Annotated in this window: 11 protein-coding genes; 1 reads left to right on the top strand and 10 read right to left on the bottom strand. The window is 65.6% G+C overall.

The window, feature by feature from the left end:
* The first annotated feature begins 316 nt into the window (after positions 1–316).
* Positions 317–1054 (top strand): glutamine amidotransferase, encoded by a 738-nt coding sequence (locus ACN9M4_RS16755; protein ID WP_426299842.1) that lies wholly within the window; start codon positions 317–319, stop codon positions 1052–1054.
* A gap of 1431 nt (positions 1055–2485) precedes the next feature.
* On the opposite strand, the gene ACN9M4_RS16750 is transcribed toward ACN9M4_RS16755, so the two are convergent.
* The 10 genes from ACN9M4_RS16750 to ACN9M4_RS16705 all read right to left on the bottom strand — a co-directional run bounded on the left by ACN9M4_RS16750 (position 2486) and on the right by ACN9M4_RS16705 (position 13586).
* Complete coding sequence (locus tag ACN9M4_RS16750; protein ID WP_426299840.1) at positions 2486–4810, bottom strand: SulP family inorganic anion transporter; 2325 nt, start codon at positions 4808–4810, stop codon at positions 2486–2488.
* A gap of 201 nt (positions 4811–5011) precedes the next feature.
* Positions 5012–5725, bottom strand: a complete 714-nt coding sequence (locus ACN9M4_RS16745; RefSeq protein WP_426299838.1) for an aspartate/glutamate racemase family protein — start codon at positions 5723–5725, stop codon at positions 5012–5014.
* Positions 5715–7181, bottom strand: a complete 1467-nt coding sequence (locus tag ACN9M4_RS16740; RefSeq protein ID WP_426299836.1) for an MFS transporter — start codon at positions 7179–7181, stop codon at positions 5715–5717. The genes ACN9M4_RS16745 and ACN9M4_RS16740 overlap by 11 nt, the downstream gene beginning before the upstream one ends.
* 204 nt (positions 7182–7385) lie before the next feature.
* Positions 7386–8222, bottom strand: a complete 837-nt coding sequence (locus ACN9M4_RS16735) for an alpha/beta fold hydrolase (protein ID WP_426299834.1) — start codon at positions 8220–8222, stop codon at positions 7386–7388.
* A 186-nt stretch (positions 8223–8408) separates the two neighbouring features.
* Positions 8409–9158 carry an SDR family NAD(P)-dependent oxidoreductase gene (locus ACN9M4_RS16730; protein WP_426299832.1) on the bottom strand — a complete coding sequence of 250 codons (750 nt, stop codon included), beginning with the start codon at positions 9156–9158 and terminating at the stop codon, positions 8409–8411.
* A complete protein-coding gene (locus tag ACN9M4_RS16725) occupies positions 9155–10153 on the bottom strand; it encodes a Gfo/Idh/MocA family protein (RefSeq protein ID WP_426299830.1) in 999 nt (332 codons plus the stop codon). Before ACN9M4_RS16725 ends, ACN9M4_RS16730 begins: the two co-directional genes overlap by 4 nt.
* The gene (locus ACN9M4_RS16720; RefSeq protein WP_426299828.1) at positions 10150–11052 is read right to left on the bottom strand and encodes a sugar phosphate isomerase/epimerase family protein; all 903 of its coding nucleotides are present in this window, start codon (positions 11050–11052) and stop codon (positions 10150–10152) included. Before ACN9M4_RS16720 ends, ACN9M4_RS16725 begins: the two co-directional genes overlap by 4 nt.
* 2 nt (positions 11053–11054) lie before the next feature.
* Entirely contained in the window at positions 11055–11624 is a 570-nt protein-coding gene (locus ACN9M4_RS16715) for a VOC family protein (protein WP_426299826.1), read from the bottom strand.
* Entirely contained in the window at positions 11621–12616 is a 996-nt protein-coding gene (locus ACN9M4_RS16710; protein ID WP_426299824.1) for a LacI family DNA-binding transcriptional regulator, read from the bottom strand. The genes ACN9M4_RS16715 and ACN9M4_RS16710 overlap by 4 nt, the downstream gene beginning before the upstream one ends.
* The gene (locus ACN9M4_RS16705; RefSeq protein WP_426299822.1) at positions 12603–13586 is read right to left on the bottom strand and encodes a Gfo/Idh/MocA family protein; all 984 of its coding nucleotides are present in this window, start codon (positions 13584–13586) and stop codon (positions 12603–12605) included. Before ACN9M4_RS16705 ends, ACN9M4_RS16710 begins: the two co-directional genes overlap by 14 nt.
* Between the last annotated feature and the right edge of the window lie 95 nt (positions 13587–13681).

The following is a 13681-nucleotide window of genomic DNA, read 5'->3' as shown; positions in this document are numbered from 1 at the left end:
CTGTTCCGCAGTGATGTGCACTTGCGTGTTCCCTTCTCCGCCAGCAGTCTGTCCGGGGAAGCTGTTGCTCCCGTTTGTTCCCCGGATCTATGGTTCAGGGCTTGTGTTTCAGGAAATGTTGGAAAAAATTGCGGCCAAGTTACAGAAATCCGGGCTGCGTGAAGAGCGCGTGACGGCCGTGTTTCAACAATGTTTCGAAGTGCCTTCTGGCTGCCGTTTGCGGTTCGGCCGGACCTGACGTTTCCTCCATGTAAACCCCGGCTCACCCGCGTTCCGGCCTCTGGCGCAGCGTTCGGGACGGGCGCAAACTTGCTGTGTGAAGCCCTTCCTGTTGCTCGCCTCCCGCGCTGAAGACGTTGCCGCCGAGGCTGAATACCACTCATATCTGCGCTTCGGCGGCCTGGAAGCGGCACAGCTGAGGAGAATCCGCCTTGAGGCGGTCCCCTTGCCGGAGTTGGACCTGTCCGACTACTCGGGCGTGATTGTGGGCGGCAGCCCCTTCACCTCCAGCGACCCGGCGGACCACAAGAGCGAAACCCAGCACCGCGTGGAACGCGAGCTCGCCGGGCTGCTGGACATCATCGTGGCGCAGGACTTCCCGTTCCTCGGGGCCTGCTACGGGGTCGGCACGCTGGGCCGGCACCAGGGCGCCCTCATCGACCGCACCTACGGTGAAACCCTGGGCGGCGTCACCGTCAAACTGACCGCCGACGGCCTGCAGGATCCGCTGCTTGCCGGCTTGGACGAACGCTTCGCCGCGTTCGTCGGCCACAAAGAGGCCTGCACGGTGCTGCCGGGGAATGCCGTACTTCTGGCCGGATCGGCGGCCTGTCCGGTGCAGATGTTCCGGATCAAGCGGAACCTGTACGCCACCCAGTTCCATCCGGAGCTCGACGCCGACGGGCTGGCCCTGCGGATCAACACGTACCGGTACGCGGGCTACTTCCCGCCGGACGACGCCGGACGGCTCATTACCGAGGCTTACAAACACACCGTCACCGAGCCGATGAAGATCCTGCGGAACTTCGTGACCCGCTACGCGAGCCAGCATTAGCTTCGGAAGGCAAGACAACCTGCTCGGGCACAATTGCGCCGGCCGTGCAGTCAAGCTGACTGCACGGCCGGGGTCGTTCTGGTCTTCAAGCGTTCTTGTCTTCAGGCGCCTGGGCGCCCTCGCTGGTGGCTATTCGCTCCTTTCCGCATGGGGTCGGGCCAATTGCCGATGAATGCGTCGATGTGATGGCTGCGGCCTTGAACTTGGATATGGTCTTTCATGGCTTCTCTTCTTGGCTGAGGCTTGTTCCTGCGCGATGTGGCGCAGGTGGTCGTGCCTGCCTGGGGCAGGGACGGCCTGCTCAGTCGGGAGAAGACCCCGGATCGAACGAAGGTCCGGCTGCGGGGATCTGCGGCCCGTCACGGACGGCCGCGTTTCCCTTCGGTGGTGCCAGTGCCCGTTGATCAGGAAGATCTGCGGCGCCATGGGCCGAGCCGAGCTGTGGTCCGTTCGTTGCCCCGGCTTGGACCGGGGGCGCGGATGGAGGGAGCGGTCTGCCCGGCGGCGCACCCGCAGGAGGCGGTATTTCTGCCGTCGCCAACGATGCAGCGGGCACAACGACCAGCATGTGCGGGATGAATCCGGGGCTCGCTGCGTTCATTCCCGGTCCGTTCTGGACCTTTGGCGGAAGCGCGCTGGTACGGCGGAAAGCATTAGCGGCAGCCGGATCGCGTGGTCCGGCGTTGGACGCGGCGGCATCGGAGCCGGGAGCCAATGGCAGCAGCCCGGGCACCTGCTGCAGCTCGGGCACCGGCAGCGTCGGCCCGTTCCCGACGGCGCGGTCAATCACGGGCGCCACGGCGTCGATCACCCCGACGAGAGGTGTTGCGACGGCACCCGGCAGCTCACTGATGACGGCTTGCGGAATCTCGGCTAATTGCGTCGGGGCCAGCGAAACGGCCGGCAACGGAACGGCGGGGACGGCAGGTACCGAGGGCACTGCCGGGGCCACGGTCAGGGCCGGAGTCGGAGTCGGAATCGGAATCGGGGCCGGCGCCACGGTAAGGGCCGGAGTCGGAATCGGGGCCGGGGCAACGGTCGGGGCCGGAGTCGGGGCCAGCGAAACGGCTGGCAGCGAAACGGCCGGCAACGGAACGGTGGGGACGGCGGATGTTGAGGGTTCCGCCGGAACCGGAGGCAAAAGATCACTGGCCTGCGACGGGCCGGCGAGCCACACCGACCACACCAATGCGCCAAGGAGGGCGAGAAGAGCAGAGCGAAGAAGGGAAATGGCACCGTGCCCCAAATACCTGGCCAAAACACTCACCTCCCCGGCACGGCGTTTGGACGTTAAGTTACGCCGGTCGTCGTCGGCCGTCCATAGAAACTGGGTCGATCCTTGGGTTGAGCTGCTGACGTTCAGCCAGACTGCGGGCATGCACGGCCCCGTGTCCGCCGGCGGACACGGGGCCGTGCCTATAGGGACGGCTTCTACTTGACCGCCGCCACACCCGCATCCAGGCGCTCGATGCCCTGCGGGGTCACGAGGACCACGCGCGCCGTGCGGATGTCGTAGAAGAGGCCGGTGGCCTGCACCAGGCCGGACTTCAGTGCGGGGCCGGTGACCGGGTGCCCTTCGAGCTTCCGGAGCTGGACTGCCACGTTCACCATGCTGAGCTGATCCAGGCGGCTGTAGCCCGCAGCCTCGGCGGCCAGGGCTACGGGGTGGCCGGCCATCAGCTCGCGGTAGCTCGGGCGGGCATGTCCAAGCCAGGCGTCAAAGCCTGCGCCCAGCGGGGCGTTGCCGGCACCTTCGGCATCTTCCAGGACGGCCTTCATCGCGCCGCAGTTGGAATGGCCGCAGACCACGATCGAGTCCACGGACAATCCCTTGACCCCAAACGACAGTGCCGAGTCGATCGAGGCATCGTGGCCGTCGCTGCACACCACATTGCCGATGTTCCGGAGCGTCAGCAGATCACCAGGACCGCTGCTGGTGATCAGGTTCGGATTCACGCGGGAGTCGACGCAGGCCACGAAAAGGGTGTCCGGGTTCTGCCCGTCGGTCAGATCCTGCACCAAGGGGCGGACCTTGTCCGCATGCCGCCGGTGGTACTTGTCGATCCCCAGGAGGATGGAGCGCAGTGGCGGCCGTCCGTCGTCGTCGACGGCGAAGGGGGCGTCCACCCGGGGTGGCGTTTGCCAGGAATTCCTCGGCGGGAGTGGAAACTCCCGGGGATCCTGGCGCTGCGGCGTCCGGTCCGCGGCATCCCGGAAAGCGGTGGTGCCGTGCTCTTCAAGCACCACGGAGGCTCCCGTGTTCCGGTGCTGGCTCTGCCAGGCGAGCAGGGCTTCGCGGAAGGAGTGGTCAAGATAGTCGGCATTGAGTTCCACCATCACGTCCTGGCGCTCGGGGACGGAATGGAGGACGCGGTTGAGCCGGGGCAGGGCGAAGAAGCTGCAGGATCCGGCGATGGTCACCCGCCACGGAAGGTGTGCGGCGGTGGCTTGATGCGCGTGGATCTGGGCCCGGAGCACCCGCCACAACACGCACAGGGCAGCCAGTGCCAGGCCAATGATGACGCCTTCGAGCAAGTTGAGGAAGACGACGCAAGCCAGGGTAACCACGTACACCAGGAGGTCGCCCGTGTGGTGGCTGGTCCTGATGTCGGCCACTTTGATGAGCTTCGCGCCGATCACCAGCAACAGGCCGGCCAGTACGGCCAGCGGTATGAGCTGGATCAGGCCCGCGAACAGGACGGAGAACACCAGGACCCAGACGCCGTGGAGGATGGCGGATGCCCGGCTGGCGGCGCCTGCTTCCACGTTGGTGGCGCTGCGGACGATCACGCCCGTGACAGGGAGGCCGCCGAGCATGCCGGAGACCATGTTTGCGGAGCCCTGGCCGACGAGTTCGCGGTTGAGCCTGGTGCGCGGCCCGGAGTGCATCTTGTCCACGGCGACGGCGGAAAGCAGCGATTCGATGCTCGCGATCAACGCCACGGTGAGGACGGCCATGGCCGCGGCACGCCAGTTGTCCCCGGGCAGGCTGGGCAGGGCGACGGAGTCGAACAGGGAACCGCTGAAACTGATGCGTTCAACGCCGGGCGCCACGGGCACGGACAGGGCGGTGACCAGCACGACGGCGGCAAGGGGGCCGGGAACCTTCCGCACCACCGGGGGCAGGAACTTCCAGGCGAGGAGGATGGCCACCACGCCCACTCCGAGCAGGGCGGAGTGCAGCTCCACGTTGGTGATGGCTGCCGGGAGTGCGGTGAGGTTTTCGACGGCGGAACCGGCCGCCTGGCCGCCCAGCAGGACATGCAGTTGCTGCAGGATGATGGTGATGCCGATGCCGGCCAGCATGGCCTTCACCACCACCGGTGACACGGCCAGCGCGGCGCGGCCTACGCGGCTGACTCCCAGGAGCAATTGGACGACGCCGGCGGCGGCGGTGATTGCACACGTCACCTGCCAGCCGAACTCGTCCACCAGGCCCGCGACGACGACGGTCAGTCCGGCTGCCGGGCCGCTCACCTGCAGGGGTGAGCCGCCCAGGCTGCCTGCGACGATCCCGCCGATTGTTGCGGCGATCAGCCCCGCCATGACGGGTGCCCCCGAGGCCGCGGCGATGCCGAGGGACAAGGGGAGCGCAACCAGGAAGACCACGAGCGAGGCCGGGAGGTCGGCGCCCAGGGTGTTGAGGAAGGCGGGCCGCCTGGAGTTGGCCCGGCCCCGCTCCTTGCCCGCCGGGAGCTTGCCCGGCGGGCTGTGTGCGTCGTTGGGAACAGCTGCGGAATCTGGTGAGTGAGGCATGGTTTTCCTTGGTTCGGGAATTATTTACCCGTTAACTCAAGAAAATTGCCGGTGATAGTGACAAGAAATTGTGATCCGTATGACAAAACTTGTGAATATTCTTCGTCGCATGAGGACAAAGAGGAACTTTTGACCGGGCGGCTGCGTTGGGGAGGATGCGTCAGCGCCGCCCCGCAGGAGTCAGGCGCGTGCCTCTGCGGCTCAGGCTGCCGCCACTCCCAGCCGTTCCAGCAGCAGCGCGCAAGCGCTGGGGACCGGCTGGATGATTTCCGCGGTGGTGGTCCGTGCCAGGCGGCGGGCCGTTTCGCTGAGCGGTCCGCCCGCAATAATCACCGCTTCCGCACCGTCCAGCGCAGTGGAATCGCCGACGGCGGTGGCCAGCTCCTGGTACTGCCGTTCCGGATCCGCGGCGAGCACCAAGGGTTCGGAGGCGGTGAGCCGGACCCCGCTGAAAGCTTCCGACTTTCCGTGCAAGCCGACCAGCGCGGCCAGGGAATCCGCCAGCAGCGGTGTGCTCGTGGCCATCCCGAAGCGGCGGCCGCCCTTGGACGCCTGGTGGATCGACCCCTGGCCGATGCCGAGTACCGGAACGTCAAGTTCCTGCTCGAGCGACTCCCGGCCCGGGTCGCCGATGGCGGAGACGATCACCGCGGCCACCGTGCCGCCGTCAGGCCCTGCCAAATAGTCCAGCACCGCGGTGCGGACATGCGCCGCCGAGGCGGCCAGCGACTCCGGGTCGATGATCATGGCCGGGCCTCCGGCCGCCGTCAGTCCGACGACGTCGAAACCCCGTGGCGTGAGTGCCTCTTCGGCCAGTTCGGCCATCATGGCGGTGGTGCGGGAATTGCTGTTCGGGTTGACCAGCAGGACCGTGCGCCGCGCCTGCTGCTCCGTGGACGTGGCGTCAGTGCCCATAGATTGCCGCCTCCTCGTCGCCGGAGGCTTCGCCGTCTTCTTCCATCGGCTTGCCGAAGGTTTCCGGCGGGAACTGCACGGCGACCGCCAGCACGATGAACAGGACGGCAAGGGTGGTGAACATGCCGCCGAGGCCCGCGGCGTCGAAGACTGCGCCGGAGATCAGCGGGAAGAGGCCGCCGGAGAGCGAGCCCGCCGCCAGGATGATCGAGGTGCCGAAGCCGCGGGTGCGGGTGGGGTAGAGCTCCGGGGCGAAGAGCCAGATGGTGGTGTTCAGGATGATCACCGAGAAGTTGAACAAGGCGCCGAAGACCACCACGAGCACGATGCTGTCGGCGAGGAACGCCATGGACAGGCCAGCCGCGCAACCCAGGATGGCGGCGGCAGTGAGGACCTTCTTGCGGGGCAGGCGGCTGGCGAGGAACGCCGCGGTGCATGCGCCCACCAGCGAACCGGACTGCATGATCAGCGTGAACCACAGGCTGGTGTTCACGGCATAACCGCGGGAAACCAGGATGGTGGGCATCAGGGTGAGCATGGAAATCTGGGCGGCGTAGGACATGCACACCGCGATGCACAGCAGGACGGTGCGCTTTAGGAGCTTGCCGCGCAGGGCGTCCTTCCAGTGGCCGGTGGATTTCGCTTCGACGGGGTCCGGGGCGGCGGTGATGAACTGTTCGGGGTCGCTGATGGGCCCGGAGAGCTTGCCGCGGGCAAGGCGGGTGATGACAAGGTTGGCTTCGTCGATCCGGCCCTTGGAGGCCAGGAAGCGCGGGGTTTCGGGAACGAAGCGGCGGAAGAACATCACCAGCAGGGCCGGGATGAAGAGCAGGCCGAAGACCCAGCGCCACTTGTCCGGGCCGTCGAAGAGGGTGAAGACCAGGATGCCGAAGGCCGGGGCAAGCATGTTGCCCAGGCCCGCCGCGGTGACGTTGATGAGGCCGACGGCGGTGCCGCGGTGCTTCGCTGCGAAGAATTCGGCCATCATGATGACAGCGACGGCGATCTCGCCGCCCAGCCCGAAGCCGACGATGAAGCGGCCAACGGCCAGCACCGGATAGTTGGGCGCGATGGCGCACAGCAGCGAGCCGCCGGCGAAGATGATGAGGTTGATGACCAGCATCTGGCGCCGGCCGTACTTGTCCACGATCAGGCCGGTGGCCAGGCGGCCGAGAGCAGTGGCCGTGAAGGTCATGGTGTTGAGGAGGCCGATCTCTGCCCCGCCCAGGCCCCATGCCTGCCGCAGGATCGGTCCGGTGATGCCGACGGCGTTCTGTTCCAGGGCGTCGAAGAAGACACCCAGGAGGATCATGAAGACGATCTGGCGGTGGGCGCCGGTGACGCCGATCTTCTGGTAGGTGCCCTCGATCTGCTGTGCCAGGGACGCTTTGCGGGGGCTGGTGTCCGGTCCGGCGGCTGGCCTTGTGGCGGTTTCCGGGGAAGCTTTTCTATCCACGGCGTGCTCCTCACTGAGTGGGTCGGCGCCCGCGCGGGCGCGTTCCATGATGCGAAAATGAGTTTTCATTGTGGTGATGTGTGACTCAGGTTACATCTTGGGATCCCAAGGTTTCAATGGTTGCACCGCAAACAAAATATGACCGCCGGCCCACAGTGTGGGCCGGCGGTCATACGCGGTTTCCGCGGAATCCGCAGATTTGGGCTACTTCTTCAGGAAAGCCAGCAGCGCCTCGTTGATCTCCGCGCCGTGCGTCCAGAGCATGCCGTGCGGGGCGCCGTCGATCTCCAGATAGTCGGCGTCGGGCAGTGCGCGGGAGAACGGCCTGCCGGTGACGTCGATGGGCAGGATCCTGTCCGCCGTCCCGTGGACGATCAGGGTGGGGACGTCGATCTTGGGAATGTCCGCACGGAAATCCGTCGGCCAGGTGGGCTGCGCGGCGACGGAGGCGAAGGCCCCTGCCTGGGCGGCCAGGCCCCAGCTGGCCCGCACGGACTCCTCGCTGAGCCGCGGAGTGCCCAGGAAGGTGTCGCTGTTGTAGAAGTTCTTGAAGAACTCGGTGAAGAAGGCGTAGCGGTCCGCCTTTGCGGCCTCCAGCAGTCCGTCGAACACTTCCTGCGGAACGCCGTCGGTGCCTTCCTCCGGATCCAGCAGGTACGGTTCCAGGGATCCGAGGAACACGGCCTTCGCAACACGCGCGGACCCGTACGCCGAGATGTACCGGGCCACTTCCCCGGTCCCCATCGAGAAGCCCACCAGCACGGCGTCATTTACGTCGACGGTGTCCAGCAGGACCTTCAGGTCTGCGGCGAAGGTGTCATAGTCATAGCCGGCAGTGGGCTTGCTGGACTTGCCGAAGCCCCGGCGGTCGTAGGTGATGACGCGGAATCCAGCGTCCAGGAGCGCCGCTGCCTGCTTCTCCCAGGAGGAGCCGTCCAGCGGGTAGCCATGGATGAGGACCACCGCCTGCCCGCTGCCATGGTCCTCGTAGTAAAGCTCGATATCCGTGCTGTTCTCGGTTCCGACGGTGATGTAGGCCATGGCAACGCTTCCTTTCGGTGACGATCGCGGTCGTTTCCCAGCCTAACCGGCGAGGGGCCCGAATCGAGGGGAGCGAGATTTGGGAGCCGATTAGGCGCTAGTGGGATGGTGCTTGGCTGCTAAGGAAATGGCTGTTAACGAGTGCGACGGCGGGAGGCAACCTCCCGCCGTCGCGTGCTGTTTCGCTCAGGTTCCCATGCCGAGATGTGCCCCGCCTGCTACATCCAGGGTGACACCGGTGATGTAGCGGTTCCCGGGGTCGGCCAGGAAGAGGATGGCGCGGGCCACTTCTTCGGGTTCAGCGAAGCGGCGCATGGGAAGCTGCGCCTCCCTCGCTGCCCGGCTGGCAGCCGCACCCGGGCCGGAATCCTTGTCGAACTGTGCCCGCATGGGGGTGTTCACGGGACCGGGGGCGATGGCGTTGACGGAAATGCCGTTGGGCCCCAGCAACTCGGCGAATGACCACATCACGTGCAGCACGGCGAGCTTGCTTGCGTTGTAGGGCAGATAGTTGAGGCGGGCTTCCTTCGCTGCGACGGAGGAGAGGATGATGATGGCACCGGCAGTACCGGTATCAAGCATTGATTTGGCCGTTTCCCGCACCATCGAGAAGGTCGCGGAAGCGTTGATCCGCAGGATGGAATCGAACTCTTCAGTCGTTGTCTCCATGATGCCGGGCGTGGTGCCGAGTACTCCCGCTGCATGGACGAGCGCGTCGACGCGCCCGTACTTGCTTGCAGTGTCCCTGACGACGGCGGCGCACTGCTCTTCGGACGTGACGTCGAGCGGGAAGAAGGCGGCCAATTCCTGGCCCTCTTTGGGCGCCCGGTCCGCGCCAACGACCAAGGCTCCTTCGGCCCTAAGGGCATCGACCACTGCGTTGCCGATCCCGCCGCTCGATCCGGTTACCAGAACCACCTGGTCTTTGAGGCTCATTTGGTATCTCCGTTTGTGGCGTGGCTTTGCCATTGCCGGCCTTGTTGTTCCTCCGCGGGCAGCCCGGAGGCCGCGAGGATCCGATCGAGCAGCCGCTGGGTATGAACGGCTTCGCGGCCCGAGGTGAGGGGCTGCGCCCTGTCGGCGACGCGGTCCAGGAAATGGTGGACGGCGGCGGAGAAGCCCAGAGTGTCGGTCGCGGTGGCCCAACCGTAGGCCTCGGCGCTGAGTTCGCGTGATGTGGTGACTCCGTTGACAGTGGTGGACACCGTTTCGGGCGCGCGCACTTCCACGGTCTTTCCGTCGCCATAGGCGTCCAGCTTTTCGTTCCAGGCCCCGGCGGTCCGGGCTGCCATCAGCACACCGGTGTTGCCGGTACTGAAGCGGATGACTGCTGCGACGCCGTCTTCTTCCCACGGATCATCGCCGGCTGCATGCGCGGCCACGTCCACGGGTTCGCCGCCGCAGTACCAGCGGAGCAGATCGACCATGTGGATGGCGTTTTCGAACGTTGCGCGGTATTCCGAACCGGGCCGGTTCTTTTGGGCGACGCAGAAGGTAGCGCCCTTCTCCCCGAACGCCTCGCGGCCTGCCGTGTAGACAGGTGCGTAGCGGCGGTTGAAATCGACCATCAGGATGCGGCCGCGTTCGTCGGCGAGGTCCGCCAGGCGTTCTGCCTCCTCGGTGGCCGGGGCCAGGGGCTTCTCGCAGAACACGTCGACGCCGTTCTCCAGGCACAGCTGGACGGCATGCGCGTGCTCGGACCGCGGAGTGAGGACGAAGACGGCGTCCAGCTTCTGGGCGGCCAGCATGTCCTCCACCGAGCGGTATGCGGCACCGAAACCCCAGCGCCGGACCAGGCTTCCCGGATCCTCCCGCCGGGACACCAGTGCAGCCAGCTCAACGTCGTCGCGCTGTACGAGAGTGGGCAACTGGGCAATCGTGGCGATATTGCCGGCGCCGATCACGCCGACCCGCAAACGCTGGGTGTTCATCGTGCCTCCTGCACTTCGGCGAGATCTGAAAGCATTGCGCGCAGGGCGGCTGCTGATTCCCGGAACCCGTCCTCAGGGCTCGGGAGGTCCTGCGGGTGCCAGCGGTACTCGTACTCGATGCTGAGCAGATCATCGTAGCCGTGGCGCAGCAGCGCAGCGAGGATCTGGGGCCAGGGCAGGATGCCGTTCCCCACAACCCTTGACCGGACGGCCCGTTCGGAGGCATTGACGCGGGCCGTTTCCGTGGCACGGAAGGCCGCGTTCGGGTCAGTGAACACGAGGTCCTTGACGTGTACGTGGCCGATCAGATCGCCTTGGACGGCAAAGGCCTGTTCGTAGGTCTCGTCGTGGGTGAAGGTCAGGTTGGTCTGGTCGTAGAGAACACGGACGGCCGGGTGGGCAACCTCCCGGACGAGCGCCGCGGTTTCGGCCGCAGTCTGGGTCATGGTGCCGAAATGGTTCTCCACGCACAGGCGTACCCCGGCCTGCTCGGCCTCAGGCGCCAGGGTCTCCAGGGCTTCCCGCAGCTTCGCCCAGTGCCCCGCGTGATCGCTGTTACCCGGGTGCCAGGATCCCGCGTACACGCGCACCCGGTCGGCCCCGAGCAGATGCGCGGTCTCAATGGCGCCGCGGAATTCGTCCACTCCGCCGCGCCATTCACCCTCGTCCAGCGAGTTGATGGCCGTGGTGTACGGCGTCAGGCCAAGAATGGGCAGGCCCTCATCTTCCGCCGCCTTCAACGCCTCCATGGCAGCGCGGCGGTCGCCCTGGGGGAGACCCGAGGTGTAGCCATCCTGGTAGATGACTTCTGCGGCATCGAGCCCTGCGGCCCGGAAAAGTTTGATTGCCTGGGGGACTGTATGGTTTGGGGTGCCCAGTGTGTGGCCTGCCAGTCGCATACTTACACGTCCTTTCTGAAAGTGTCTTGAGTTGCTGTCCAGTCCGCGGGGCCGACCAGCCGTGGTGGGGTTGCGACACGGGATCGGTCGACGATCTCCATCAGCAGCCCCCAGGGGGTAACGAAATAGGTCCAGCGGTTGCCCGCCACGCGGGGACTGTCGCCGGCGACTTCCTTGCGTTCTCCGAGCACGCGCACTCCGGGGGTTTCCCGCAGCACGGTAACCGCGTCGTCCACGTCATCGACGACGAAGCACAGGTGGTGCCCGCCTGCGTCGCAATGCCGTGGCGGGCTTTCCCGCCGTTCGGCGCTGCTCCATTCGAAAAGCTCGATGTTCAGGTTCGGAGGCATCCGCAGCATGGCGAGGGTGAGCTTCGCATCGGCAGGGACTTCGAAGTTCGTGGGCATGAACTCGGAGTCGGGTCCGCGCTCGGAGCGGTACAGTTCCTCCGCGCCGAGCACCTCGACGAAGAAGGTGACTGCGTCCTCGAGGTTCGGAACCGTCAGGCCGACGTGGTCGGTGTACTGCAGCCCGGGCAGCCGGCGCAGCGTCTTCGGGCTGGCCCCGGTCATTTGCGCGGTCCCGAGGTGGAGGAGCGCACCAGAAGAACAGGCTCCAGAACCACGTGGTCTACCGAACCGTTCAGGTTCTGCTTTTCTGCCAGCTCGATCGCGATGCTTCCCATCTCGTCGATCGGCTGCCGCACTGTAGTCAGGGCCGGGTTGAAACGGGAACCCAATGCCAGGCCGTCAAAGCCCATGACCGATACGTCTTCCGGCACACGGATACCGCTTTGGCCCAGCGCCGAGATCACCGCGAAGGCGACCATGTCATTGGCGGCGATAATCGCCGTCGGGGGGTTTTCCATCTCCAGATAGTGCTTTGCCGCGCGGGCCCCCGCGTCCGGGTCGGAGCCGCTGTCGAGGACGACGGGCGTATTGCCGCTTTCCGCTGACAGCTCCAGGTATGCGTCCATCCGGTCCTGCGCAGTGTGGGTCCCGGAAATACCGGAAACGTAGCCGATCGAGGTGTGCCCCAGGGAACGCAGGTGTTCCAGGGCGAGGACGATTCCGCGGCGGCTGTCGACGGTGACGGTCGGGACCGAGTCGTCGCCTTCCACACGGTCGATCACTACTACCTTGTGCCCGAAATCGAAGCGCTTGAGGGCCTCGGTATCGACCTTCGTGGAGGGCGCGACGATTCCGAAGGGGGCGTACATGGCCTGCATCGCGGTGAAGTACCCTTCGGTCTTGGCGGGGTCTCCGTTCGTGACACACAGCAGCAGCTGGTAGCCGCGTTCGTCAGCGGCCTGCGTCATGGTCTTGGCAAGTTCTGCAAAGAACGGGTTGGTGATGTCAGGCACGATCAGTGGGATGAAGGTGCTGGTCTTTCGACGCAAGGCCTGGGCGAGCGGGCTCATGGTGTAGCCGAGCTCCTCGGCGACCCGGAGAATGTGTTCCCGGGTTTCGCTCTTGACTGCCTCCGGCTTGGAGAATGCCCGGGAAACCGTAGAGCGGTGGACGCCTGCGGCCTTCGCGACAACGTCAATGCTAAGGTCTGCCATTTTCTCTTCCTCCGTGGTCGTCATATGCCTGCCAAATCGGGCGCATCGCATCTTCAAGCTGGGCCAGGGTTGGCAGCCCTTGGAATCCATCTTCCAGCGTCCTTGCGACACTGCGTACGAACGAATCGTAGAGAGGGTCGCTGTCCACGTTGAGCACGGCGGATTCCGTCTCTCCATCCACGGTGGTGAAGGTGGCGGAACCGTCCGAGCCGATGGAGGCGAATCCTGCCTCGCCTGCCGAGGTGTAGCTGCAGTAGCGCTTCAGCGGCGAATCGGGGAACGCATACCCCACCTCGACGATGGCTTCACGGCCGCTTGGGGTAGTGATGATGAGGCTGGCATGGTCCTCTACACCCGCGCCGTGCAGAACGGAAGACAGCCGGGAATCTACGTTCTGGACTGTCTCGTTGCTGCCCTGTAGGAAAAGATCCACAAAGTGCGGTGCCAGGTTCGCCAGGCACCCGCCACCTGCTGCAGCAGGGTCCAGCATCCAGGAATTGCCGTTACGCAAGTAGCGTGAGGGCGGCCCGGCGATAAAGGAGATTCTCTGGTACGCCGGGCGGCCGGCCTTGGCCAGCCAGCGTTCAACCGGGCCGCCCCGCTGAACGAGCGGGACTGTTACGGGTACACCGGCCGCTTCCGCAGCTTTCCGCACCTCGGAAAGCTCTGCAAGGGAGGTGCCCAGAGGCTTCTCCACGACGAACGGAATGCCGCGTTCGATCAGCGCAAAGCACTTTTCCGCCATGCCGGCGTGCGGGCCAAAGACGTAGGCAAGCCCGAGATCCGGCAGATCCACCAGCTTCCGCCAGTCAGCCTCCACCGGAGAGCTCCAGGCTTCTGCAAGTCCTTGGACGAGGGATACGTCCTCGTCGCTGATTCCGACGACCTGGTGTTCTTCGCCGACTGCCCGTGTGAGGAGCGGGACGTGCCAGTGCGAAGCGCCAAGGATGATCGTGCGCGGTCTACTCATTTGCCAGCCCCTTTGCTAAGTATGAGATCGATTGCTGAGATCGGTTGCAATAACAGTATGGATGGTGGGAGAGTTTGTCAACGACACTTCAAGAG

Origin of the sequence: Arthrobacter sp. R-11, from assembly GCF_049913155.1 — a bacterium.
GTDB lineage: Bacteria > Actinomycetota > Actinomycetes > Actinomycetales > Micrococcaceae > Arthrobacter.
This window is presented reverse-complemented; position numbering and strand designations above follow the sequence as displayed.